General features: G+C 67.5%; 23 protein-coding genes and 1 riboswitch. Of the genes, 10 read left to right on the top strand and 13 right to left on the bottom strand.

Translation table 11 applies throughout. The features are described 5' to 3' along the window. Positions 1-95 precede the first annotated feature (95 nt). Positions 96-1,055, top strand: coding sequence for a LysR family transcriptional regulator (locus Q0263_RS02040; RefSeq protein ID WP_298012867.1), 960 nt, complete (start codon positions 96-98; stop codon positions 1,053-1,055). Here the strand turns inward: Q0263_RS02040 and Q0263_RS02035 are convergent. Further along, positions 1,049-1,984: a LysR family transcriptional regulator gene (locus Q0263_RS02035; RefSeq protein ID WP_298012866.1), complete on the bottom strand. Its 936-nt coding sequence runs from the start codon at positions 1,982-1,984 to the stop codon at positions 1,049-1,051. The genes Q0263_RS02040 and Q0263_RS02035 overlap by 7 nt on opposite strands. 127 nt (positions 1,985-2,111) lie before the next feature. On the opposite strand from Q0263_RS02035, the gene Q0263_RS02030 reads away from it, so the two are divergent. After that, positions 2,112-2,720, top strand: coding sequence for an NAD(P)H-dependent oxidoreductase (locus tag Q0263_RS02030; protein ID WP_298012865.1), 609 nt, complete (start codon positions 2,112-2,114; stop codon positions 2,718-2,720). 27 nt (positions 2,721-2,747) lie between these two features. Here the strand turns inward: Q0263_RS02030 and Q0263_RS02025 are convergent, their stop codons facing one another. After that, on the bottom strand, positions 2,748-3,536 hold the full coding sequence (locus tag Q0263_RS02025) for an IclR family transcriptional regulator (RefSeq protein WP_298012864.1): 789 nt from the start codon (positions 3,534-3,536) through the stop codon (positions 2,748-2,750). Positions 3,537-3,821: 285 nt separating this feature from the next. Between Q0263_RS02025 and Q0263_RS02020 the strand changes: the two genes are divergently transcribed. From Q0263_RS02020 to Q0263_RS02005, 4 genes are read left to right on the top strand one after another with little or no spacing between them, the layout of a single operon-like run. Then, on the top strand, positions 3,822-4,541 hold the full coding sequence (locus tag Q0263_RS02020; protein WP_298013372.1) for an ABC transporter substrate-binding protein: 720 nt from the start codon (positions 3,822-3,824) through the stop codon (positions 4,539-4,541). Between the two features lie 17 nt (positions 4,542-4,558). Continuing rightward, entirely contained in the window at positions 4,559-5,224 is a 666-nt protein-coding gene (locus Q0263_RS02015) for an amino acid ABC transporter permease (RefSeq protein WP_298012862.1), read from the top strand. Beyond that, positions 5,217-5,963, top strand: coding sequence for an amino acid ABC transporter ATP-binding protein (locus tag Q0263_RS02010; protein WP_298012860.1), 747 nt, complete (start codon positions 5,217-5,219; stop codon positions 5,961-5,963). Before Q0263_RS02015 ends, Q0263_RS02010 begins: the two co-directional genes overlap by 8 nt. Continuing rightward, positions 5,960-7,264: an FAD-binding oxidoreductase gene (locus tag Q0263_RS02005; protein ID WP_298012858.1), complete on the top strand. Its 1,305-nt coding sequence runs from the start codon at positions 5,960-5,962 to the stop codon at positions 7,262-7,264. Before Q0263_RS02010 ends, Q0263_RS02005 begins: the two co-directional genes overlap by 4 nt. An 11-nt stretch (positions 7,265-7,275) precedes the next feature. Here Q0263_RS02005 and glmS read toward each other — a convergent pair whose 3' ends face one another. Further along, positions 7,276-9,108: a glutamine--fructose-6-phosphate transaminase (isomerizing) gene (gene glmS, locus Q0263_RS02000; RefSeq protein ID WP_298012856.1), complete on the bottom strand. Its 1,833-nt coding sequence runs from the start codon at positions 9,106-9,108 to the stop codon at positions 7,276-7,278. A gap of 197 nt (positions 9,109-9,305) precedes the next feature. Here glmS and Q0263_RS01995 point away from each other — a divergent pair, with 197 nt between their 5' ends. The 3 genes from Q0263_RS01995 (at position 9,306) to Q0263_RS01985 (ending at position 13,070) form a co-directional block, all read left to right on the top strand. Then, positions 9,306-9,791 (top strand): Lrp/AsnC family transcriptional regulator, encoded by a 486-nt coding sequence (locus tag Q0263_RS01995; RefSeq protein ID WP_298012854.1) that lies wholly within the window; start codon positions 9,306-9,308, stop codon positions 9,789-9,791. A gap of 258 nt (positions 9,792-10,049) precedes the next feature. After that, positions 10,050-11,753 carry a DEAD/DEAH box helicase gene (locus Q0263_RS01990; protein WP_298012852.1) on the top strand — a complete coding sequence of 568 codons (1,704 nt, stop codon included), beginning with the start codon at positions 10,050-10,052 and terminating at the stop codon, positions 11,751-11,753. A 135-nt stretch (positions 11,754-11,888) separates the two neighbouring features. Further along, positions 11,889-13,070, top strand: a complete 1,182-nt coding sequence (locus Q0263_RS01985) for an SAM-dependent methyltransferase (protein ID WP_298012850.1) — start codon at positions 11,889-11,891, stop codon at positions 13,068-13,070. A 45-nt stretch (positions 13,071-13,115) separates the two neighbouring features. Here Q0263_RS01985 and murI read toward each other — a convergent pair whose 3' ends face one another. The 3 genes from murI to Q0263_RS01970 all read right to left on the bottom strand — a co-directional run bounded on the left by murI (position 13,116) and on the right by Q0263_RS01970 (position 17,353). Continuing rightward, positions 13,116-13,928: a glutamate racemase gene (gene murI / locus Q0263_RS01980; protein ID WP_298012848.1), complete on the bottom strand. Its 813-nt coding sequence runs from the start codon at positions 13,926-13,928 to the stop codon at positions 13,116-13,118. Positions 13,929-14,009: 81 nt separating this feature from the next. After that, the gene (locus tag Q0263_RS01975; protein WP_298012846.1) at positions 14,010-15,191 is read right to left on the bottom strand and encodes a tRNA CCA-pyrophosphorylase; all 1,182 of its coding nucleotides are present in this window, start codon (positions 15,189-15,191) and stop codon (positions 14,010-14,012) included. Continuing rightward, positions 15,188-17,353 (bottom strand): lytic transglycosylase domain-containing protein, encoded by a 2,166-nt coding sequence (locus tag Q0263_RS01970; RefSeq protein ID WP_298012844.1) that lies wholly within the window; start codon positions 17,351-17,353, stop codon positions 15,188-15,190. The genes Q0263_RS01975 and Q0263_RS01970 overlap by 4 nt, the downstream gene beginning before the upstream one ends. Positions 17,354-17,382: 29 nt before the next feature. On the opposite strand from Q0263_RS01970, the gene Q0263_RS01965 reads away from it, so the two are divergent. Next, a complete protein-coding gene (locus Q0263_RS01965; protein ID WP_298012842.1) occupies positions 17,383-18,012 on the top strand; it encodes a 5-formyltetrahydrofolate cyclo-ligase in 630 nt (209 codons plus the stop codon). Between the two features lie 42 nt (positions 18,013-18,054). Here Q0263_RS01965 and metF read toward each other — a convergent pair whose 3' ends face one another. The 7 genes from metF to gsiC form a co-directional block, all read right to left on the bottom strand. Further along, a complete protein-coding gene (gene metF / locus Q0263_RS01960; protein WP_298012840.1) occupies positions 18,055-18,912 on the bottom strand; it encodes a methylenetetrahydrofolate reductase [NAD(P)H] in 858 nt (285 codons plus the stop codon). A gap of 16 nt (positions 18,913-18,928) precedes the next feature. Then, entirely contained in the window at positions 18,929-19,267 is a 339-nt protein-coding gene (locus Q0263_RS01955) for a phage holin family protein (protein ID WP_298013370.1), read from the bottom strand. A 15-nt stretch (positions 19,268-19,282) separates the two neighbouring features. Beyond that, positions 19,283-20,689: an adenosylhomocysteinase gene (ahcY, locus tag Q0263_RS01950; RefSeq protein WP_298012838.1), complete on the bottom strand. Its 1,407-nt coding sequence runs from the start codon at positions 20,687-20,689 to the stop codon at positions 19,283-19,285. A 62-nt stretch (positions 20,690-20,751) separates the two neighbouring features. Next, a riboswitch (S-adenosyl-L-homocysteine riboswitch) is annotated at positions 20,752-20,850 on the bottom strand. 60 nt (positions 20,851-20,910) lie between these two features. After that, on the bottom strand, positions 20,911-21,729 hold the full coding sequence (locus tag Q0263_RS01945; protein ID WP_298012837.1) for a M55 family metallopeptidase: 819 nt from the start codon (positions 21,727-21,729) through the stop codon (positions 20,911-20,913). A 27-nt stretch (positions 21,730-21,756) separates the two neighbouring features. Next, on the bottom strand, positions 21,757-22,887 hold the full coding sequence (locus Q0263_RS01940; protein WP_298012835.1) for a P1 family peptidase: 1,131 nt from the start codon (positions 22,885-22,887) through the stop codon (positions 21,757-21,759). Next, the gene (gene gsiD / locus Q0263_RS01935) at positions 22,887-23,783 is read right to left on the bottom strand and encodes a glutathione ABC transporter permease GsiD (RefSeq protein ID WP_298012834.1); all 897 of its coding nucleotides are present in this window, start codon (positions 23,781-23,783) and stop codon (positions 22,887-22,889) included. Before gsiD ends, Q0263_RS01940 begins: the two co-directional genes overlap by 1 nt. A gap of 9 nt (positions 23,784-23,792) precedes the next feature. Continuing rightward, the gene (gene gsiC, locus Q0263_RS01930) at positions 23,793-24,713 is read right to left on the bottom strand and encodes a glutathione ABC transporter permease GsiC (RefSeq protein ID WP_298012832.1); all 921 of its coding nucleotides are present in this window, start codon (positions 24,711-24,713) and stop codon (positions 23,793-23,795) included. Positions 24,714-24,720: the final 7 nt, after the last annotated feature.

Genomic DNA, 24,720 nt, shown 5'->3' with positions numbered 1-24,720 from the left:
TATCAGTCTGTTGAATCAGTGGTCATTCTATTGAACGGGATGAATGATATAAATACACAAATCAAGAAAACATTGTTCGACTTCAAGAGACAATCATGGACCGTATCCAGGATATGGAAGTGTTCAGGCGCGTGGCGGAACTGAGCGGCTTCAGCGCGGCGGCCGACAGCCTGGGGCTGCCCAAGGCGACCGTGTCCGGCGCCGTGCGCCGCCTGGAAGACCGGCTCGGGACGCGGCTGCTCCACCGCACCACGCGGCGCGTACGCCTGACGCGGGACGGCGAGGCGTTCTACCAGCGGTGCCGGGACCTGCTGGCCGACTTCGAAGAACTGGAGACCCTGTTCCTGAGCGGCGACGAGGCGCTGTCCGGTGTCATCCGCATCGACATGTCCCACGGGATCCTGCAGACCATGATCCTGGCCCGCCTGCCCGAATTCCTGGACGCGCACCCCCTGCTGAACGTGGAAATGAGCACCACGGACCAGTTCGTCGATCTGGTGCGGGGCGGATTCGACTGCGTGTTCCGGGTCGGGGAACTCGGCGATCTGAATCTGGCGGCGCGCCGGCTCGGCCGCCTGCCTTTCATCAGCTGCGCCAGTCCGGCGTACCTGCGGCGCCACGGCGTGCCGCGCACGCTGGACGACCTGCGCCGCCACCGCATGGTCCATTACGTCGGCCATCTGGGCGCGAACGACCCGGGATTCGAATACCCTGTCCGGGATGGATACGGGCTGCTGCCCATGCAGGGGGCGCTCACGGTCAATCACGTGCACGCCTACGAAGCGGCGGCGCTTGCAGGCATCGGCATCATCCAGGCGCCGGAAGCCCGGATGCGGCAACTGATCGAAACCGGCGACATGGTGGAAATCCTGCCGGAATACCGGCCCCGTCCCCTGCCCGTGTCCGTGCTCCATCAGGGGCGCCGCCACCTGGCGCGCCGCACCCTGGCGTTCATGGACTGGGCGCAGTCCGTCATCGCCCCCATCCTGGCGAATGACCGGCAACCGCCGGGATCCTCAGCCGCGCCCGCCGGCCCCGACGGCGCGCATCAATAGACCCCCGGCGCCGGCCGCGTCGGCATGTCCTCCGGATCGGAGCCCATGGATTCTCCCAGGTAGTCCAGGAACGAGCGCACGGCCGGCGACATGCCGCGGCGCGACAGGTAGGCGGCATGCACGATGCCGGACGGCACGGACCATCCGGGCAGAACGGGTTCGAGGCGGCCCTGGGCGATGTCCTCCCGGCACATGTAATCGGGCATCATGCCGATGCCGACGCCGCCCTTGATGACATCGAGCAACGACAGCAGATCGTCCACGACGCACGGCGCGCGGCAGACCGCCTGGCATTGCGCGCCCTGCGGCCCGATCAGGGCGAAATGGATCCTGCCGGCCTGCGCCGACATCCCCACCGCATCGAACCGCTCCAGGTCGGCGGGCTGAACCGGCCGGCCGAGACGACGCAGCAATTCGGGGCTGGCGACCAGCACGCCGTGGCTCAGGCCCAGCCGCTTGATGACGGCGCTGCCGCTGTCTTCCAGGCTCTGGCGCACCCGCAACGCGATGTCCACGCGCTCGCTGACCAGATCGACGACGCGATTGGTGACCTCGACTTCCAGCCGGACCAGCGGATGGCGTTTCAGGTAGTCCGGGATCAGCAGCGCAATCACCGACTGGGCGAGCGTGACGGGACAGGATACCCGCAGCGGGCCGCGCGGCTCGGCCAGAATCCGGGAGATTTCCGCATGCGCCTGATCGGCCTCTTCCCGGACCGCGACGCAATGACGGACGTACTGCTCGCCCGCGAGCGTCAGGGACAGCTTGCGCGTCGTGCGGTTCAGGAGCCGCACCCCCAACTCCGCCTCCAGCTTCGCGATCCGCCTCGACAGGCGCGAGGTCGGCAGGTCCAGCGCGCGGGCCGCGCCCACGAAGCTGCCATGTTCCACGACTTCCGCGAAATACCGCATGTCATTCAGGTCCTGCATGGCGGATTCACCTCAAAAATAGAATACTGTACGGCGCAGCAGACATATTATCGATTTCCGGTTCGTAATGGAAAATATCGCCTATCAAAGGTCATCGTCCCGACCATCATTCAGACAAGGTGTTTCCATGAAACTGCTGCACATCGATTCCAGCATCACCGGCTCCGATTCCGTCTCTCGCCGCCTGACCCACGACATCGTGGCGCAGCAGCGGGCCGCGCATCCCGACCTGCAGGTCGAATACCTGGACCTGGCCGCCCAGGCGCCCCAGCCCCTGTCGCTGGACGCGCTCGGCTTCCGGACGCCCGGCTCGGCCGAAACGCTCAGCGAGGTCCAGCGCCGCGAGAACGAAGTCTCCGAAGCCCTGGTCAGCCAGCTGATCGAGGCGGACGTCGTCGTCATCGGCGCGCCCATGTACAACTTTACGATCCCCGCCCAGCTCAAGTCCTGGCTGGATCGCGTGGCCCAGGCCGGCCGCACGTTCAAGTACACCGAAAGCGGCCCGGTGGGCCTGCTGGGCGACAAGACGGTGATCCTGGCGCTGAGCCGCGGCGGCATCTATTCCGCCAACCCGGCCATGGAACACCAGGAAAGCTACCTGAAATCGATCTTCGGTTTCATGGGCGTCACCGACATCCGTTCCGTGCGCGCCGAAGGGCTGAACATGGGCCCCGAGCACCGCGAACGCGGCCTGGCGCAGGCCCAGGCGGACATCGAAGCGCTGCTGGCCGCCTGAGGCCCGGCCGGCGCGATCGCGCCGCCGTCAGTCGCCGACCGTGCGCATCGCATTCGTCAGCGAACGGGCGCACGCCAGCAAGGCGGGCGCCATCTTTTCCTCCGCCTCGCGCAGCGCCCACCGGCTGGTCGGCACGACCACGTGCACGGCCGCGACAGGCCGCCCCTCGCCATTCAGGACGGGGGCCGCCAGCGTCATGTCGCCCAGGAACAATTCTTCCTTGTTGAAGGCGTAGCCCCGCGCGCGCGCCGCGCGCAGGACATCCATCAGCGCTTCCACGTCCGTGCAGGTATGGACCGTGTGCGCCCGGATCGGCTGCCGATCCAGGATGCCCCGCGCCTCGTCTTCCGGCAGGGCGCTCAGGATGGCTCGGCCGGAACCCGTGCAGTACATCGGAATCCGGCTGCCGGTCGGCATGTGGATGGGAATGTAGCGGGCGCTGACGAAACGGGCGATATAGACCATCTCCCCGTCGTCCGGCTCGGTCAGGCAGACCGTTTCCTGGGTGAAATTGGACAGCTCGATCAGGAAGGGAATGGCGATGCCGATCAGCGGATGCAGGCTGAGGTAGTCGAAACCCAGTTGCAGCGACCGGACGGTCAACTGGTAACGGCGCGTCTTGCTGTGCGTGCGCAGATACCCCAGCTGCTGCAACGTGTACACCATCCGCTGCGCGGAGCTGCGATTGATCCCCACCACGTCGGCGATTTCCCCGATCGTCATGGTCCTGCGCGTCGGCCCGAAGGCGCGCAGGACCGCCAGGCCCTTTTCCAGGGACTGGTTGAAGAGTTTGTCGGTGACGGATTCCTTGTCCATGGGCCAGAACCTCTCGATGCGGCAGTGGAAGTATAGCTTCTCGCAGCCTAAATAATCGCTTATCGATTACTTAAATGCGATTAGTGGTTTATACCAATTCATAAGCGATCACTCTCCCACTATCTTTGAACGGAGGTCAGCCCGGCTACGGGTCGCACAACAAGCCCGGCTGTGTCACAACAGAGCGCCGCCCGCCAGTATGTTCCAGGGACTCGCTCATATCCGGAGTACATACCGATGGCCAGGACCACACACTTCATCCAGTTCGCCGCCGCATCGCTGTGCATGGCGGCCGGCTTGTTGGCCGCCGCCCCCGCCGGCGCCGAAACGCTCAAGGTGGGCGCCACCTCGACCGGCATCCCCTTCACCTTCCTCGACGTCAAGACCGGCAAGATCGAAGGCATGATGGTCGACGTCGCCAACGCCGTGGCGAAGGCTTCGGGCGACCAGGCGGAAATCACGCAAACCGTCTTCTCGGCGCTCATCCCTTCGCTGACCACGAAGAAGATCGACTTCATCTCCGCCGCCATGATCCAGACGCCGGCCCGCGCCGAAGTGGTCGACTTCACGGATCCCGTCTATGACAAGTACGGCGACGGCCTCATCGTCAAACAGGGGGAAACCGCGGACATCAAATCGCTGGACGACCTGCAAGGCAAGACTCTGGGCGTGCAGGCGGGCACGGTCTACTACAACATCGCGACCAAGAAGGGCGGCTTCAAGGCCATCCGCACCTATGATTCGATCGCGGACATGGCCCGCGACCTGGCGCTGGGACGCATCGACGCCGGACTGGGCGACAAGCCGATCATGGCCTACCAGATCAAGACCGGAAACCTCAAAGGGGTCGAACTGGCCCCCCACTACGTATCCATCCAGGTGGGCCACATCAGCCTGGTGGTTCGCAAGGGCGACGCCAAGCTCCTCAAGACCCTGAACGCGGGCATCGCCAAGATCAAGGCCAACGGGGACCTGGACAAGATCATCGCCAAGTGGGGCATCTAGGCGCGCCAGGAGGCGGTATGAACGAAGCAATGCTGCACGTGCGCGAATTCCTGCCGCTCCTGCTGGAAGGCGCGCTCATCACCGTCCAGGTCACGATCCTGTCGTTCCTGCTCAGCAGCGCGATCGGCCTGTTCGTGGCGCTGCTTCGTGTCAGCCACATCGCCGCGCTGCGAGCGGTCGCAAAGACCTACATCAACGTCATCCGCGGGCTGCCGATCATCGTGCAGCTCTTCTACATCTACTTCGTGCTGCCGGATTTCAACATCGAACTGAGCGCCTTCCAGTCGGGGGTCATCGGACTCGGGATCGCGTACAGCGCCTACCAAGCCGAGAACTTCCGCGCGGGGATCGAGGCCGTCGACTCGGGCCAGCGCGAGGCCGCGCAGGCGATCGGGATGCGCATGCCGCTCATGATGCGCCGGGTCATCCTGCCCCAGGCGTTCAAGATCGCGCTCCCTCCCTACGGGAACATCCTCGTCATGATGCTCAAGGATTCCTCCCTGGTCTCGACCATCACGGTGGCGGAACTCACCCGCCAAGGGCAACTGATCGCAACCTCGACGTTCCAGAACACCACCGTCTATACCATGGTCGCCATCATGTACCTGGTCCTGAGTTTGCCGCTGGTCTGGGTGCTCAACCGCATCGAGGCGCATCTCAAGACGAGGAAGGCTCATGATTGAAGTCGCCAACCTGCAGAAATCCTTCGGCAAGCACGCCGTCCTGAAAGGCGTCTCGCTGAGCGTGGAACCCGGCGAAGTGGTCTGCCTGATCGGGCCTTCTGGGTCGGGCAAGTCCACCATCCTGCGCTGTCTGAACGGACTCGAATCCTACGACGGCGGAGAAGTCCGCATATCCGGCCGCCTGGTCGATCAGGCCTCCAGGGACATCCACGACATCCGCGCTTCCCTGGGCATGGTCTTCCAGCGCTTCAACCTGTTCAGCCACCGGACCGTCATGCAGAACATCATCGAAGGCCCGGTGTACGTCAAGCGCGAGACCGTCGATCAAGCCCGCGCCAGGGCCGCCGAGCTTCTGGACAAGGTCGGCCTCAAGGGCAAGGAAGACGCCTACCCGGCCGAACTGTCCGGCGGGCAGCAGCAGCGCGTCGCCATCGCCCGCGCGCTGGCGATGCAGCCCGACGCCATGCTGTTCGACGAACCGACCTCCGCGCTCGACCCGGAACTGGTGGGCGACGTGCTGCACGTCATGCGCGACCTCGCCGAGGAAGGCATGACCATGGTGGTCGTCACCCACGAAATGGGCTTTGCCCGCGAAGTGTCCGACAGGGTCTGCTTCCTGTACGACGGCCGCATCCTGGAGGAAGGCCCGTCGAAACAGGTTCTGGGGCATCCGGAGAACCCGCGCACCCAGGACTTCCTGAGACGCGTCCTGCACCCCGACGCCCAAGAGGACGCATGATGCCGCAGCCCCGCTCGGTGAGCGCCCATCCGGGCGCGGATTCCTACTGGATGGACACGGCAACCCCCGCACCGCGGGCCCCGGCCCTCGAGGAAAGCCGCCACACGGACGTGCTGATCATCGGCGCCGGGTTCACCGGGCTGTCGACGGCCCTGCACCTGGCGCCATCGGGCGCATCCGTGACGGTGGTCGACGCGCATCAGCCCGGCTGGGGGGCCTCGGGCCGCAACGGCGGCCAGGTCAACCCCACCCTGAAATACGACCCCGACGAACTCACCGCGATGTTCGGCGACCGGGCGGACAAGCTCATCCACGCCATCGCGGCCTCGGCCGACCAGGTCTTCGATCTGATCGACCGGCACAGGATGGACTGCAAGCCGGTCCGCAGCGGCTGGCTGCAGGTCAGCTATAAAGCATCCGGCATCCTGGCGCTGCATCGCCGGGCGCGCCAGTGGCAGGACCGGGGCTACCCGGCCGACCCGCTGGACGACGCCGCGACGCGGCGGCTGACGGGGACGCACGCGTTTCGCGGCGGCTGGATCGACCGGCGCGCCGGCAGCCTGCACCCCCTGTCGTACGCGCGCGGCCTCTACCAGGCGGCCCTGGCCGCGGGCGTCAGGGTGTTCGGCGACAGCCCCGTCACGCAGCTTTCACGCCAGGGCAGGCAATGGGCGGCGACTCTGCCCGGCGGCATCCGCATCACCGCCGGGCAGGTCGTCCTGGCGACGAACGGCTACAGCGACGCCTTGCTGCCGGGGCTTGCGCAAACCATACTCCCGGCCAACAGCTTCATCATCGCCACCTCGGCCCTGGGCGACCGGAGCCGCCACATCCTGCCGTCCGGAGAAACGCTGTCCACGGCCGAGCGCCTGCTGATCTATCTGCGCAAGGAAGCGGACGGGCGATTGCTGCTGGGCGGGCGCGGCCTGTTCGACGACCCCGCCGGGCCGGGCGACTTCGACCACATTGCGCGGTCGATGACCCGGATCTTTCCCGAGCTGGCCCCCTTCCACTACGAATACCGCTGGGCGGGCCGCATCGCCATCACGCGGGATTTCCTGCCGCACGTGCACCGCCCGGCCCCCGGCATGCTGGTCGCCCTGGGCTACAACGGACGGGGCGTGGCCGCCGCGACGGCCATGGGCATCCACCTGGCGCGGCTTCTGACCGGCGGCGCCGAGACGGAATTCCCCTTCCCGATCACGCCGCTCAGGCAAATTCCGCTGCACGGCAGCCTGCAGCGCTTCTACATCTCGGCGGGCGTCGCCTGGTACGGCTTGCTCGACAGACTGTCCCTCTGACGCCCGTCCGATCACTCCACGGTCACGCTTTTCGCCAGATTGCGCGGCTTGTCCACGTCCGTGCCCCGGGCGCAGGCCGTGTGATAGGCCAGCAGCTGCAGCGGCACGGTGTGCAGGATGGGCGACAGCTTGCCGTAGTGTTCGGGCATGCGGATGACGTGCATGCCCGGGGCGCCCACGATCTGCGAATCGGCATCGGCGAAGACGTAGAGTTCGCCGCCGCGCGCGCGCACTTCCTGCATGTTGGACTTCAGCTTTTCCAGCAGTTCGTCGTGCGGCGCCACGGTGACCACCGGCATGGCGTCGGTCACCAGCGCCAGCGGGCCGTGCTTCAGTTCGCCGGCGGGATAGGCCTCGGCGTGGATGTAGCTGATTTCCTTCAGCTTCAGCGCGCCTTCCAGGGCGATGGGATAGTGCATGCCGCGCCCCAGGAACAAGGCGTTTTCCTTGCTGGCGAAGCGCTCGGCCCAGGCGATGATCTGGGGTTCCAGGGCCAGCACGGCGGAAATGGCCGCCGGCAGGTGGCGCAGGGACTTGACGGCCTGCTGCTCGGCGCCGTCGTCCAGCCGGCCGTGGGACTGCGCCAGCGCCAGGGTCAGCAGATACAGGGCCGTCAGCTGGGTGGTGAAGGCCTTGGTGGACGCCACGCCGATCTCCACCCCCGCCCGGGTGATGAAAGCCAGCTTGCATTCGCGCACCATGGCGCTGGTGCCCACGTTGCAGATGGTCAAGGTCTGTTCCATGCCCAGGCTGCGTGCATGCTTCAGGGCGGCCAGGGTATCGGCGGTCTCGCCCGACTGGGAGATGGTCACGACCAGGGTGCGCGGGTCCGGCACGCTAGTGCGGTAGCGGTATTCGCTGGCGATCTCGACATTGACCGGAAGCCCGGCGAGCGACTCGATCCAGTACCGCGCCGTCAGCCCCGCGTAATAGCTGGTGCCGCAGGCCAGGATCAGCACCCGGTCGATGGCCTTGAACACCCCGTGGGCGCCGTCGCCGAACAGTTCGGGCATGATGGCGTCGATGTCCTGCAGGGTGTCGCCCACGGCGCGCGGCTGTTCGAAGATTTCCTTCTGCATGAAATGGCGGTAGGGACCCAGTTCGGCCTCGCCCGTATGGATCTGGACGGTATGCACGGACCGTTCCGCCGGCTGGCCCTGGGCGTCGACGACCCAGACGCGGGACAGTTGCAGGTCCACCACGTCGCCGTCTTCCAGATATATGATCTGGTCGGTCGTGCCCGCCAGCGCCAACGCGTCCGAGGCCAGATAGTTGCCCTGCTCGCTGCGGCCCACCACCAGGGGCGAACCCTGGCGGGCGCCGACCACGCGGTGGGGTTCCTGGGCGCAGAACACGGCGATGGCGTAGGCGCCTTCCAGGCGCCGGGTGGCCTGCTGCACGGCCGCGAACAGGTCGCCGTCATACAGGTGGTCCACCAGGTGGGCGATCACCTCCGTATCGGTCTGGCTGTGGAAGGTATAGCCGGCCGCCTGCAGTTCCGCCCGCAGCACGTCGTGGTTCTCGATGATGCCGTTGTGCACCAGCGCGATGCGCGGCGCGCCGTTCTCCGGGCCGGAAAAATGCGGGTGGGCGTTATGCGTCAGCGGCGCCCCATGGGTGGCCCAGCGGGTATGGGCGATGCCGGTCAGCCCCTCGACGTGATCCTGGGTGGTCTGGGCGGCGAGTTCCGCCACCCGCTGGGTGCTGCGCACCCGCTGCAGGCCGGTGCCGGTATGCACCGCCACGCCGCAGGAATCGTAGCCGCGGTATTCCAGGCGGCGCAGGCCTTCCAGCAGGATGGGAACGATGTTGTGACGCGCAACGGCGCCGACGATGCCACACATAGGGATGCTCCTGAAATTCGAATTGCGGGACGCGGAGAACCTGCCATTGCCGTCCGGCCCTGTCCAGCCGCTATTGTGTCCCGAGGGTCAAGAAATATGATTTCTATTTTTCCATTGTTATGAAATAATATTTCGCAATCAAAATGCAATGAAATATAATTTCATATTCGTTGCGGACTCCACAGGAGCGCCCGACCATGACCGATATCACCGCCCCGCCGCCGCTCGACGATCTGGATCGCCGCATCCTGGACCAGCTGCAGCAGGATTGTTCGCTGAGCAACCTGGACCTGGCGGCCCGCGTGCACGCATCCCCTCCGACCTGCCTGCGCCGGGTGCGCAAGCTTGCGCAAAGCGGCCTGATCCAGCGCCAGGTCGCCATCCTGGACCCGGCACGGCTGGGCGCCGCGCTGACCGCCATCATCGAAGTCTCGCTGGATGTCCAGGCGGCGGCGCAACTGGATGCCGTCGAGGCCGACCTGGTCCTCGAACCCGAGATTCAGCAATGCTATCGGGTCAGCAGCGGCCCCGATTTCGTGCTGGTGGCCCAGGTCGCCGACATGGCGGCCTACCAGGATCTGGCCCTGCGCCGGCTGACGGGAGACCCCCGGGTGCGCAACGTGCGTAGCTTCTTTGCCACAGCCCGCAGCAAATTCGACACCCGCATCCCGATTGTCAGATAAGGGTTAACACTTATGCTATACTTGCTGATTGCTTGTTTTCTGACCTCCTGACCTTGGTTTGGCGCCAGGTGTTCCCCGAATCCCCTCATCGACGGGCTTCGGACCTTCACACGGAACACGATCTTCGCGCGCTTTTGGGTTGATCCGGTCGGCGCATGCGACTGAACTCTGCGGCAGACATCCGCAGCAGCAACCCGACGGGCTTGCGCACCGACGCGCCCCGCACCCATTGCCCGCTCTCGCGGGCCCAAGGAAATCATGTCTTTCGACTCTCTGGGGCTCGGCCCCAAGCTCGTGTCCGCTCTTCAGGAACAGGGCATCGCCACTCCCACCTCCGTGCAATCCGCCGCCATCCCCAAAGCGCTGGCCGGCCACGACCTGATGGTGTCCTCGCAGACCGGCAGCGGCAAGACCGCCGCCTTCATGCTGCCCTCGCTGCAGCACCTCAGCCACCGCACCGGCCCCGGCGGGCGCGGCGTGCAGGTGCTGGTGCTGACGCCCACCCGTGAACTGGCGATGCAGGTGGCCGACGCCACCCGCGCCTACGGCAAGCATCTGGACGGTCTGCGCGTGGCCACCGTGGTCGGCGGCATGCCCTACGGCGCCCAGATCAAATCCCTGTCCAAGCGCGTGGACGTGCTGGTCGCGACCCCGGGCCGCCTGATCGATCACCTGCAGGCGCGCCGCGTGAACCTGTCCACCGTGCAGACGCTGATCCTGGACGAAGCCGACCGCATGCTGGACATGGGCTTCATCGAAGACATCGAAACCATCGTCGGCGCGACGCCGGACGACCGCCAGACCCTGCTGTTCTCCGCCACGCTGGACGGCACGGTGGCCAAGCTGGCCGCCAATCTGATGCACGAACCGCAACGCGTCGAGATCGCCTCCGCCCAGCAGAAGCACACCAACATCACGCAACATCTGCTGTACGCGGATGACCGCGCGCACAAACTGCGTCTGCTGGACCACCTGCTGCGCGACACCTCCCTGGACCAGGCCATCGTCTTCACCGCCACCAAGCGCGGCGCCGACGACCTGGCCGATCACCTGTCCGAGGAAGGCTTCGCCGCTGCCGCCCTGCACGGCGACATGAACCAGCGCCAGCGCACCCGCACCCTGGGCCTGCTGCAGAACGGCCGCGTGCGCGTGCTGGTGGCCACCGACGTCGCCGCCCGAGGCATCGACGTGCAGACCATCACCCACGCCGTGAACTACGACCTGCCCATGCAGGCCGAAGACTACGTGCACCGCATCGGCCGCACGGGCCGCGCCGGCCGCGACGGCCAGGCCATCACGCTGGCCGTGACGGCCGAACGCCACAAGATCCGCCGCATCGAACAATTCATCGGCCAGTCCATCCCCATGGAAACCATCCCGGGCCTGGAGCCGCGCCAGTCGGTCCGTCCGACCTGGAAGGATCGCCCGAGCCAGAACCGGCCGCGCGGCGGCAAACCCGGCGGCGGATACCAAGGCCGCAAGCCCTGGTCGCAGAACCGCGACGAGGCGTCCAGCGGGTCCGGCTACGGCGCGCGCAAACCCTGGCAGCAGGATCGTGACGAGGCGGCGGGCGGTTCCCGTTCCGGCGCCCGTCAACCCTGGCAGCAAGACCGCAACGACGCCGCCGGCCCCAGCCACGGCGCCCGCAAGCCCTGGCACAAGGACCGGGACGCCGCCTCGCGCCCTCACGCCGACGCGGCCAAGCCCTGGCACCGCGAGCGCCCGCAGATGGATGACGACACGCGTCCCGCCCGCGCCCCCCGCAGCCACGGCGCGCGCCAGTCCGACTGGACGGCCGCCGATGCCGCTTCCCGGCCCGGCCACGCCCGCCGCCCCGACGCCCGCGCCGATCACGGCCAGCGCGGCCCGCGCGGCGACAAAGTCGGCGCCAAGTCCGCTTTCAAGCGCCAGACCCGCCAGGACCAGGGTAAAAAGCCGGTCCAGCGCCCGCGCTTCGCCTGAACGAACCCCGGCGTCCAGCATCCTGCCCGGCTCGTCCGGACAGGATGCCGACGCCACCGCACCGCCATCGCCCCGGGCGCTCTTCACGAGCCCCCGGGGCGATGCGTCTCTGACCAAGCTGCTATGCTTCGCCCCATGATCGAACTGCCCGACGTCCGGATCCCCGCCAACCTGCCCGAACCCGATGCCGATGCCCGCGCCCACGGCTTGCAAGTGCAAGCCATGCTGCTGGACCGGATCCGGGCGGCGGGCGGCTGGCTGCCTTTCGAGTCCTGGATGCAGGCGGCCTTGTACGCTCCGGGCCTGGGCTACTACAGCGCCGGCAGCACCAAGCTGCACCGGGACGGCGACTTCACCACGGCGCCGGAAACCAGTCCGCTGTTCGGCCAGGCGCTGGCGGCCCAGGTGGCGCAGATCCTGCAGGCCAGCGGCAGCCGGACCGTGCTGGAATTCGGCGCCGGATCCGGCGCCCTGGCCGCCGCCCTGATCCCTGCCCTGCAGGCGCTGGGCATCGCGGCGGACTACCGGATTCTGGAACTGTCCGCCGACCTGCGGGCCAGGCAGCAGGAACGGCTGGCGCCCTGGGGAGACCAGGTGCAGTGGCTGGATGCGCTGCCCGAGGCCTTCGATGGCTGCGTCCTGGCCAACGAAGTCCTGGACGCCATGCCCGTCTCGCTGTTCCGCTGGAACGGCCAGGGCGGTCTGGACGCGCTGGGTGTCGAACACGACGCGCGCCCGGATGCCGCCAGCCCCTTTGCCTGGGCGGCGCGGCCGGCGGATCCCGGCACGGCGGCGACCATCGCAGCCCGCATGCCGCCCCTGCCCGGCTACCAGTCGGACATCAACCTGCAGGCCGAGGCCTGGGTCCGCGATCTGGGCCGCTGGCTGCGGCGCGGGGCCGCCGTTCTGATCGACTACGGTTTCCCCCAGGCCGAGTACTACCACCCCCAACGCCTGCGCGGCACGCTGATGTGCCACTTCCGCCATCATGCGCACGACCAGGCCCTGGTCCTGGCGGGCCTGCAGGACATCACCGCCCACGTGGACTTCACCGCCATGGCGGACGCCGCGCTGGAAGGCGGCCTGGACGTCATGGGCTACACCTCTCAGGCACGGTTCCTGATGAATGCGGGGCTGACGGACCTGATCCAGGCGCCAGGAATCGATCCGGCGCAGCGCGCGCGCCAGATGGCCGCCCTGAACACCCTGCTGTCCGAGGCCGAAATGGGAGAACTGTTCAAGGTGCTGGCCGTGGGGCGCGGCCTGGACGGCCCGCTGCTGGGCTTCGCCCGCGGCGACCGGCGCGACCGGCTGTAGGCCGGGACGCCGCCACCCGCCGGGACCCGCCGCCCGAACGCCCCGTCAACCCACCGCCAGGCCGAAGCTGTTCATCAGCCGGCGCGTGGGGAAATCCGGCGCGCCGCCGGTGAAGACGGCGCGGTCCGCCGCGTCCGGATGCAGGGCATGGTCGGCGGCGGGCAACAGGCTGCGGGCATGGCGGGCGATGGCTTCGGCCGGGTCCAGCCAGTCCACCGGCCAGGGAGCCAGCCGCCGGAACACATTGGCCAGGAAAGGATAGTGGGTGCACCCCAGCACGACGATGTCGGTGCGCGCCGCGTCTTCCTCCACGAAGCAGGCCGCGATCTCCGCGCGGATCTCCGCATCGCCGACCGGCATGCCGCGGATGTAGGCTTCCGCGATCCTGGCCAGCCGGGTGGATCCCACCAGCCGCACCCGGCACAGCGACGCGAAGGACTGGATCAGGCGATGGGTATAGTCGCGCTGCACCGTGCCGGGCGTCGCCAGCACCGAGACCAGGCCCGAACGGGTGCGCTCGGCCGCCGGCTTGATGGCCGGCACCGTCCCGACGAAGACCCGGTCCGGATAGGCCGCCCGCAACGCGGCGCCCGCCACCGTGAACGCCGTATTGCAGGCCACGATGCACAGGGCCGGATCGTGATCCCGCAGCAAACGGCCGAACAGCGCCACCACGTGATCCCGCAAGGCATCTTCCGCCCAGCCGCCGTAAGGAAACCCGTCATCGTCGGCCACATAGACGAAGCGTCTTTCCGGAATCAGCACCCGCGCCTCGCGCAGGACGGTCAGGCCGCCGATGCCGGAATCGAAGACCAGCACGGGTTGATCGGGGCGATCGGGCGGTGGCAGAGCGGACACGGCTGAAGTGAAGGTTTGAAAAAGGAGATTGTCCTCTTTTTCGGATGTCCCCGCGCCGGCCCGCAGGCGCTTCCAGCGGATTCAGGCAAGCGCGAACAAGGCCTGGAGCCGCGCAGCCCTCAAGCCAATCCGGATCTGCTCCGGATTCCCCCGGGCCGCGCGGGCGACAGCCCCGGCGTCCACGGAGCGGATGGCATCCAGGCGTTGCGCCCAGGCAGCCAGGTCGATGCTGTCCAGCACACAGGCGGCGGCCGCTAGCAAGTCCAGGCAACGGTCCGGGCGGCGCACGGCATCGCAGGATTCCAGCAAGGCCAGCCAGGCATCCGGGTCGTCCGGCGACACCGCGCCGCGTCCCGCCAGTCCCGCTGCACTTGGCTCACCCGGCGTGGGCGGCAAAGCGGACGCATCGGCGGGCCCGGAGATACCCGCCAGGCGGTCCAGCACGCCCGGCAGCAGGCGCGCCAGATCCCGGCAGGCGGACGGCGCCCGCAGCCGGTCCTGCAGTTCGCCGGCCGACGCGCGGCACAGCAAGGCGTGCCGCTGAGCCAAAGACAGGCCGCACGCGGCGCCCTGCGCCAGGCCGGCGGCCACCTCCGCATCCCAGACCAGGCCGGGCGCAACCCGCGCCAGGGCGCCGCATTCCGCCAGCACGTCGAACATGCGGCCGGGGTGGTCCGTCATCAGGCCCTTGGCGAATTCCTGCCAGACGCGTTCCGGCACCAGGGCATCGACCTCGCCGTCGAGCACCAGGGCGCGGCAGAGGTCCAGGGTTTCGGGAGCGATGGAAAAATCATGGAACCGCGCGGCGAAGCGGGCCAGGCGCAGCAGGCGCACCGGATCCTCGACGAAGGCCGGCCCGACGTGCCGCAGGACGCGGGCGCGGACGTCCGCCGCCCCGCCCAGGGGGTCGATCAGGGCACCGTCCGGCGCCTGCGCAATGGCATTGACGGTCAGGTCGCGGCGGCGCAGATCATCCGCCAGGGTGACGTCCTGCCCCGCGTGAAAGACGAAACCGTGATAGCCCCGGCCGGATTTCCGTTCCGTGCGGGCCAGGGCGTATTCCTCGTGAGTCCGGGGATGCAGGAACACGGGAAAATCCCCGCCGACCGGAGTGAAGCCCCGCGCGGCCATGATTTCGGGTGTGGCTCCCACGACCACCCAGTCGCGATCGCCCGCAGGCCGTCCCAGCAAGGCGTCACGCACGGCGCCGCCCACCACATAGACTTCCAGGTCCTTCAGGACGGGATCTTCCCAGGCCGTCACGGCCGCGCCGTCCGCATGCCGTCCAGGGGACTGACCGTGCCCAGCCGCGCCTTCAGGGAATCCGGCTTGCCGGAAAACAGCATGGCGTACCAGACCGTGTTGGACATGACGTTCTTCACGTACAGGCGGGTTTCGGTGAAGGGAATGGTTTCCGCGAAGATCGCGCCTTCGACCGGCGCCTGCAGTTGGGAGCGCCAGCGCTTGGGCCTGCCGGGGCCGGCGTTGTAGCCCGCCGTAGCCAGTAGCTGGGACCCGCCCAGCCCCTGCAGCACCATGTTCATGTAGTTGGTGCCCAGGACCGTGTTGGTGTCGAAATCGTTGACCATCCCCGGCTGGAAGTCCTTCATGCCGATCTTGCGGGCCACATATTTAGCCGTGGCCGGCATCAGCTGCATCAGGCCCGAGGCTCCCACCCATGACCGTGCGTCCATGATGAACCGCGATTCCTGGCGGATCAGGCCATAAACCCAGGCGGGATCCAGATCGATCTGCCGGGCCTTCTCAGCCACGCGGCCCTCGAAGGGGGCGATGAAGCGCTGGCTGAAATCCACCACCTGCTGCGTCTGCAGGGACGTATTCACCACCCGGTCGTAGATGTGTTCCGAGCGCGCGAATTCCGCCGCGCCGCGCAACTGGGCGTCGTTCATGCCGCGCAGGTTGAAATTCCATTCGGGCACGGCTTCCCGCCGCCAGCCCAGCTGGAACAGCGCGATGGCCCGCTGCAGGCCGGCATTGGCCCGGGCCTGGGCCGTCCAGGCGGGATCGAGCGGCGCGGGGGCTTCCGGCAGCCGCGGCGTGCGGCCGAGTTCTTCGGCCGCCAACTGGCCATAGAACCCCAGGTCGCCGGCGATCGATTCGTAATACTGCCGCGCGGCCTGCGCATTGCCCTGAGCCGCCAGCGCCCGGCCGTACCAGTAGCGCCAGACGGGTTCGTCGGCCTGGGCGCCCGACATCTTGCGGATCGCCGCCGCGACCCGATCCCACTGGATGGGCGAAGCCCGCAGTTCCGCGCGGACTTCCCAGGCGTGGTTGTAATCGGTCATGGGGATGAAGCCGGACTGGCGATACCAGCGGGCGGCGTCGGCCTCGACATTCAGGGCGGCCGCCAGCCCGAACTGCCCCCAGACCCACTGCATATCGGCCTTGGGCATGACGGCGGCCCATTGATCCTGGACGTACCGCGCGGCCTCCGGCCGGTCGTCGCTGCGCGCCAGGCGGGCCAGGGCCAGCGTCGTCAGCTCGAATTCGGTCGTCGAGCGGGGCTTGGACCGGGACCCCAGCCATTTGCGCGGATCCTTCATCAGGGCGGCGAACTGCACCATCGCGGCATCGTCGAAGACCACCGAGGCCAGGCGATTGATGTCGGCGGTCTTGCCGGCTTCCATGGTGTCGCGCAGCAGCCCGTTCAGTTCCTTGCGGCTGAGCACATGATCGGCCGCCACCTGATCCAGCAATTCCCAGCAATCCGAATTGGGCTTGAAGGCGTCGATCACCTCGGCGGCGCGGGCGCGCTTGCCCGTCAGGTGGCGGGCCAGCAGCAGGGAACACTGCACGGCGGACGAGGGATTGGCCACCGGCTCGATGGCCAGGGCCCCCGCGTAATTCCCGGCCCGCACGGAGGCCAGGATCCAGTCCGCGCGGATGCGTTCGTTCAGGTAGGTGCCCGGATTGTCGTGCAGGAACTGCCGAACGGCGTCGTCGGGCACGGGCGTCGTGCGGTCCTGCAGATGATGCAGCAAGGCCCAGAAACGGGGATACTGGCCCAGCACGGGGTCGCCGACCGCCAGCGGAGCCAGGCGATCCAGATCCGTCCAGCGGCGCTTCTGCACGGCGTCGTAGGCATCCTGCACGGCCTGCCGGGCGTCGGGCGGCACGTCCGGCGCCACGTAGGGCGCCACCACGGGGACTGCGGGGGCGGCCGCCGGAATCGGGGCGGCCTGCCCTGCGGCCGCGGGGCCGCTGGCGGCCACCACCGACTGCGGGGCCTCGCCCGCCTGCGCCTCGGCCTCGGTCGGCGCATGGGCCGCCGCGCAGCCGCTCAGGCCCAGCGCGGCCGCCAGTCCCCAGGCCAGCATGCGCCCATGCGGCGCCGGCTGTTCAGGAGAACCGGCGTGCCCGGCCCGGCCAAAACGTTCCGGATCCCTTAGAATGTCCACGCGCATCACGCCACTCCACAGCTACTGCTTGCCTTATGAATCAGAACGCACAGGATAACGCAGTCCCCCTGAGGACGCGACTGAAACAACGCCGCGCGGCCCTGCCCGCCGCCGACCGCGACCGGGGCGCCCTGCTGATCCGCGGCCGCCTCTACACCTGGCTGGCCGGCCGCCGGACCGCCCTGCGCGAAGCGGGCCGGGCGGACGTCCGCCACATCGCGGCCTTCTGGTCCATGCCCGACGAACCCGCCCTGCAGGCGCTGCTGCGCCAGTGGGCGCAGGACGAATCCCTGACGGTATCCCTGCCCGTGGTGACGGGCCCCGGGGCCCCGCTGTCGTTTCGCCGCTGGACGCCGGACACGCCGATGCGCGCGGGCGCCTACGGCATCCAGGAACCCGACGGCCCCGACGCCCCCGCGCCGGACCTGATCCTGGTGCCGACCCTGGGCTTCACCCGCCAGGGCGACCGCCTGGGGTACGGCGGCGGCTATTACGACCGCACGCTGGCGGCCTTGCAGGCATCCGGCCATGCCTTCACCACCATCGGCATCGCCTGGGCCAGCGGGGATCTCAGCGCGGAAACCTATGTTCCGGCCCCGCACGACGTCCGTCTGGACGCCGTCCTGACCGACAAGGGCTGGGCCGTCCCGGCCCCGGAACTGTAACGCCGCGCCGGCTCGGGCCGCGCCGCCCGGCCTTGCGAAGCGTCACGCCCCGATCCGCAGCCGGTCGCAGATCTGCACCACGGCATCCGCATTGTTCAGGGTGTAGAAGTGCACCCCGGGGGCGCCGTTTTCCAATAGCCGCGCGCACAGGCTCGTGATGACGTCGACGCCGAACGCCCGGATCGACGCCTTGTCGTCGCCGAAATCCTGCAGGCGCAGCCGCATCCAGCGCGGGATTTCCGCCCCGCACATGGACGAGAACCGCGCCAGCTGGGTGTAGTTCGTCAGGGGCATGATGCCCGGCGTGATGGGGATGTCGACGCCTTTGGCGCGCGCCCGATCGACGAAATCGAAATACGCATCCGGATTGAAGAAATACTGCGTGATCGCGCCGTCGGCGCCGGCCCGCACCTTGTCGACGAAATGCCGCAGGTCCTGTTCGGCGCTTTCCGCCTGAGGGTGCATTTCCGGGTACGCCGCCACTTCGATGTGGAAGGCGTCGCCGTATTGTTCCCGCACGAAGCGCACCAGTTCGCTGGCATGATGCAGGTCGCCGGTGTCGCCCCCCATGCCCGAGGGCAGGTCGCCGCGCAGGGCCACCAGCCGGTGGATGCCGCGGCTGCGGTAGTCGTCCAGGATCGTGCGCAGATCGTCGCGCGTGGCCCCGATGCAGGACAGGTGCGGCGCCACGTCGGTGCCCAGGTTGCGCAGCATCTGCACGGTGTCGACCGTGCCCGTGCGGGTGGACCCGCCCGCGCCGAACGTGACGCTGACGTAGGCGGGGTTCAGGGCCGCCAGGCGCTTGGCCGAGCGCACCAGGCGTTCCTGGGCGGCGATGTCGCGGGGCGGAAAATATTCCAGACTGAGGACGGACGTCCCCGGTTTTGCAGGATGTGGCATGGTTTCCCGGAATTCCTTATTGCAGCAGCAGGCTGGCCAGCACGCCGGACACCAGGCTGTAGACGATGGCGCCGATCACGGCCCACCAGAAGCCGTCCACCTGGAAGCCCTTCAGGATCGAGCCCGCCCACCAGAACACCAGGGCGTTGAGCACGAGCAGGAACAGGCCCAGCGTGACGATGGTCAGCGGCAGGGTCAGCAGGATGAGCAACGGCTTGACGATGGCATTGAGCAGGCCCAGCACCAGCGCGGCGATCAGCGCCGAGCCGAAGGAGGCCACCGTGATGCCGGGCAGCAGGTAGGCCACCACCAGCAGGGCGACCGCGTTCAGGATCCAGACAAGCAATAGCATGATGGGCTCCTAGGGGGATCAATAGCGATAGTGGCCGGGCTTGAACGGCCCCTTGACCGGCACACCGATGTAGTCGGCCTGCTTCTGCGACAGGGTCGTCAGGCGCACGCCCAGCTTCTTCAGGTGCAGGCGGGCGACCTTTTCGTCCAGATGCTTCGGCAGCACGTAGACCTGGCCGGTCTTGTACTGATCGCCGCGCGTGAACAGCTCGATCTGGGCGATGGTCTGGTTGGTGAAGGAGGCCGACATCACGAAGGACGGGTGCCCCGTGGCGCAGCCCAGGTTCACCAGGCGGCCCTTGGCCAGCAGGATGATGCGCTTGCCGTCGGGGAAGATGACGTGGTCGACCTGGGGCTTGATCTCTTCCCACTGCAGGTCCTCGACCGAGGCCACGTTGATCTCGCTGTCGAAGTGGCCGATGTTGCAGACGATGGCCTGGTCCTTCATGCGGTACAGATGGTCGCGGTCGATCACATGGTAGTTGCCGGTGGCGGTGACGAAGATGTCGGCCTGCTCGACGACGTCCTTGTCGTTCAGGTCCACGACCCGGTAGCCTTCCATGGAGGCCTGCAGGGCGCAGATGGGATCGACTTCCGTGACCCAGACCTGGGCGCGCAGCGCCGCCAGGGCCTGGGCGCAGCCCTTGCCCACGTCGCCGAAACCGCAGACGATGGCGATCTTGCCCGCCACCATGACGTCGGTGGCGCGCTTGATGCCGTCCACCAGCGATTCGCGGCAGCCGTACAGGTTGTCGAACTTGGACTTGGTCACCGAGTCATTGACGTTGATGGCCGGGATCTTCAGTTCGCCGCGCTGGGACATCTGATACAGGCGATGCACGCCCGTGGTGGTTTCCTCGGTCACGCCCCGGATCTGCGCCAGGCGGATGGAATACCAGGCGGGGTCCTGGGCCAGTTTCGCCTTGATGGAGGCGAACAGGACGCGTTCTTCCTCGTTTTCGGGCTTGGCGATCACGGACGCATCGGTCTCGGCGCGCGCGCCCAGGTGCAGCAGCAGCGTGGCGTCGCCGCCGTCGTCCAGGATCATGTTGGCCTGTTCGCCGGGCCAGTCGAAAATGCGGTGGGTGTACTGCCAGTAGTCTTCCAGGGATTCGCCCTTGACGGCGAACACAGGGGTGCCGCCGGCGGCGATCGCGGCGGCGGCGTGGTCCTGGGTGGAGAAGATGTTGCACGATGCCCAGCGGACTTCCGCCCCCAGCGCCTTCAGGGTCTCGATCAGCACACCCGTCTGGATGGTCATGTGCAGGCTGCCGGCGATGCGGGCGCCCTTCAGCGGCTGCGATGCGGCGAATTCCTCGCGCGTGGCCATCAGGCCCGGCATCTCGGTTTCGGCAATGGAAAGTTCGCGACGGCCCCAATCGGCCAGGGCGATGTCGGCGATGACGTAGTCGTGTGCAGTGCTCATGGTATCCCTGTAGAGCCTGCGCAGCGGGGGAACGGTTGCCGCCCACCCCTGCCCGCGCAGGGCAACGATGGGCGCCGTTCATGAAGAAGGTTCCTGAGCCTGGCGGCCCGCATCGAGGCCCGCGACGGGCCGGCGGGGCCGGTGCAGCGCCCCTCAGGAAAAGGGGGTCATTATAACGCGCCGAATCGGCAAGCAAGCGCCATCGGACAGGGCCGCCCCGATCAGCGCAGCATCGTGGACATGGCCGACAGGCAATTCAGAATACGCACCACGGATTCCATGCGATCCGCCTCGAAGGCCAGCGTCGTGGCATCCAGGCGTTCCAGAGTCGGCCACTGGCAGAACAAGTCCGCCAGACCCGGCGTCTGAGTCGTCAGTTCGCAACGAAAACCCGGTTCTTGCCGCGACGGAACACTCAGCGCCTTCACCTGCCCCATCGCCCGGACAGCGGCGGCCCGGATCGCCGCGCAGGACTGCGCCGGCGCCAGCGACACGCCGCTGGCGTGGCCCGTCGCCTGCTTGGTCTGCACTGTCACAGCACCGGGAAAACGATCGCGGGTTTCCGCGATGAAGGCATCGTCTCCCGCCATCAGCGCCACGGGGGCGCCATATTCAGCAGCCAGGGCCCCATAGAGCCCGGCCTCGTTCAGCTCCGCGCCATTGACGCTGACGCGCCGGAAGGCAAAGCTGTTGATCGTATGCGCCAGAATGCCGGAGCGTCCCGCGCCAGCGTGATAGCCGATCAGAAACACCGCATCGCAACCTTCCACGCCAGCCACCATGCCCAGGTTGCGCGGCTTGCCGGTGATGATCCGGGCGCGCTCGTCCAGGCGGTCAAGCAGCAGGTTGCGAAACCCGCCGTGCGAATCGTTCACCCGCACTTCCTCGGCGCCCCCCTCAAAGGCGCCGCGGATGGCCGCGTCGGCTTCCGCGGTCATCCAGGCGCGGGCGCGCTCGTATTCAGGATTGCCCGGCCGCACCTGTTCCGCATGCGTAACGCCGGCCACGCCTTCGATGTCGACAGAGATCAGAATCTTCATGACAGTGTGTTCCTTAACGACAGTCTTTCAAATCCGCCAGGCCGCCTGCGGCTCGGGCTGCGCGCCTTCGGCGACCGGCGCCAGCCAGCCACGCCAATCCGGACAGCGATCGCGCAAGGCGACGCGCGTGTGGCCGTCCCGACCGGTCACGGTTTCGGCGGACCAGAGCGCATGAATGATGGCCTGCTCGACCGACTCGGCGGCGGCGGCGAAGAGCGCGTCCAGGCGGGTTTCATGCAGCATGGCCAGCGCCGGCATGGGCGCTTGCGCCGAGAAAGGAATGCGATAGGCGGTGCTGAAGGCCAGCGCGATGTCCCCGCTGCCATGGCCATACACCGAGCCGGTGCGAGCCAGCCCGACCGCCGCGCGCAGCGACAGGCGCCCCAGCTGGCGCGCGTCCAGCGGCGCATCGGTCGCCAGGATCATGATGATGGAGCCTTTGTCCGGTTCGGCCTGAGGCTTTCCGCCGCCAAGCTGGCGGACGATCCGCTGTCCGAGCGGCGCTCCGCCAACGGTCAGATTGGCCTGCTGTCCGAAATTGGCCAGCACCAGGGCGCCGACCGTGTGCTCCAGGCCGTCGTCCCATCGAGCCAGGCGAGAGGCCGAGCCGATGCCGCCCTTGAGCTGAAAACAAGACATGCCGCGTCCAGCGCCCACGCTGCCCGAGGCGAAATCAGCGCGGGCATCCGCGCAGGCCTGATCGTAATGCGCGCGCTGGACGGCGAAAGCCTGGATGTCGTTCAGATAGCCATCGTTGCACTCCAGCACCAGCGAATTGAGCGTCGGCCAATCCCTGCCGATCTGCGGATGCCGGGCGCTGGCCTGTCGCAACTGCGCCATGGCGACCTCGCCGACCGAGAACGTGTTGGTGAGCGCGATGGGGCTTTCAATCACGCCCAGTTCGCGCACCTGCACCAGACCGATGCTCTTGCCGAACCCGTTGAGGACGGTCACAGCCGCAGGCGCACGCTCAAGGAACGGATCGCCATCATGGGGATGGATCACGGACACCCCGGTCTGCACCGCTTCCTGCGCCAGGGTGACATGCCCGACGCGCACGCCGCTCACATCGCTGATCAGATCCAGCGCGCCGGAGGGAAGCACGCCGACGCGAGGCGCCCAGGGCGCCGGAAAATCCTGTAGGTTGGATGAATGCATTATTCGATCTTGGGATCCAGGGCGTCCCTCAGGCCATCGCCCACCAGGTTGAAGGCCAGCACGGTCAGGAAAATGGCCAGGGCGGGAAAGATGGCCACGTGCGGGGCCAGCAGCATGTCGGCGCGGGCCTCGTTCAGCATGGCGCCCCATTCGGGCGTGGGCGGCTGCGCGCCCAGCCCCAGAAAAGACAGGCTGGCGGCCGTGATGATCGAAGTCCCGATGCGCATCGTACCGTACACCACGATGGGGGAGATCGTGCCCGGCAGGATATGGCGCATGAGGATGACGAGATCCGAAGCGCCGATGCTGCGCATGGCCTCGATGTAGGTCATGTGCTTGATCGCCAGCGTGCTCCCGCGCACCAGCCGTGCGAAAGCCGGCACGCTGAAGATGGCCACCGCGATGATGACGTTCACCATGCTCGACCCCAACAGGGCCACCACGCCGATGGCGAGCAGAATGCCCGGGAAAGCCAGCAGCACGTCCGACACACGCATCGTGATGCGATCCCACCAGCCTTCGTAGTACCCCGCCAGCAGGCCCAGGACCGTGCCCACGAGCGCGCCGAGGGCCACCGACACGAAACCGGCCGCCAGGGAAATACGCGCGCCCATCAAGACGCGGCTGAAAATATCCCGGCCCAGCGAATCCACACCCAGCCAGTGGACCGCGCTGGGCGGGCTGTTCAAAGCGTCATAGTCGAAGAAATTCTCCGCATCGAAGGGCACGATCCAGGGCGCGATCACCGCGACCACGATCAGCAGCAGGATGAAGACGCCGGCCCACATGGCCAATTTCTGCCTGCGGAATTTGCGCCAGAACTCGCGCAGGGGCGTGCGTACCCGCACATCCGTTTCCGGGAGCGGCAGGGACGCCGCGGAGGCGGTCTGTGTCATGGCCCTCACCTACTTGTAGCGGATCGTCGGATTGATGAAGCCGTACAGCACATCGACGATCAGGTTGATCAACAGGAATTCCAGCGAGAACAGCAGGATGAGCCCCTGGATCACGGGATAGTCCCGCATGATCACGGAGTCGATCAGCAGGCTGCCCATGCCCGGCCAGGCGAAGACGACTTCCACGACGATCGAGCCGCCCAGCAGGAAGCCGAACTGCAGTCCCATCATCGTGACCACCGGAATGAGCGCATTGCGGAAGGTATGTTTGATCACCACGACCCGCTCCGCCAGGCCCTTGGCGCGCGCCGTGCGCACATAGTCTTCCTGCATGACCTCGATGAAGGCCGCGCGGGTGAACCGGGCCATGACGGCGGCCACGCCGGCGCCCAGGGCGAAGGACGGCAGGATGTAATGCCTCCAGGTGTCCGCCCCGACCGTGGGCAGCCATCCCAATTGCACCGAGAACACCTGGATCAACACCATCCCCAGCGCGAATGCCGGGAAGGAAATGCCCGAAACCGCCACGGTCATGCCGACGTGATCAGGCAGGCGATTGCGCCAGACGGCGGACACCACGCCCACCATCAAGCCGAAGACCACCGACCAGATCATGCTGGTCAGCGTCAGGGTCAGGGTCGGCATGAAGCGTTCGCCGATCTCTTGCGCCACAGGACGCTTGGTCCGCAAGGAATTCCCCAGGTCGCCATGCGCCAGATGATCGACGTAGCGGACGAACTGCTGCGGCAGCGGCAGATCCAGCCCCAGCTGATGACGCACGATCTCCACCGTGGCCTGATCGGCCTCCGCGCCCGCCGCCAGCCGGGCGGGGTCGCCCGGCAGCGCATGCACGAACAGGAAGACCACCGCCATGACCAGCAACAGGGTGGGAATCATGCCCAGAAGGCGTTTGATGATGTAGCTGAACATAATGTCT

The sequence above is a fragment of the uncultured Castellaniella sp. genome (assembly GCF_937988725.1).
Taxonomy (GTDB): Bacteria; Pseudomonadota; Gammaproteobacteria; order Burkholderiales; family Burkholderiaceae_B; genus Castellaniella.
This window is presented reverse-complemented; position numbering and strand designations above follow the sequence as displayed.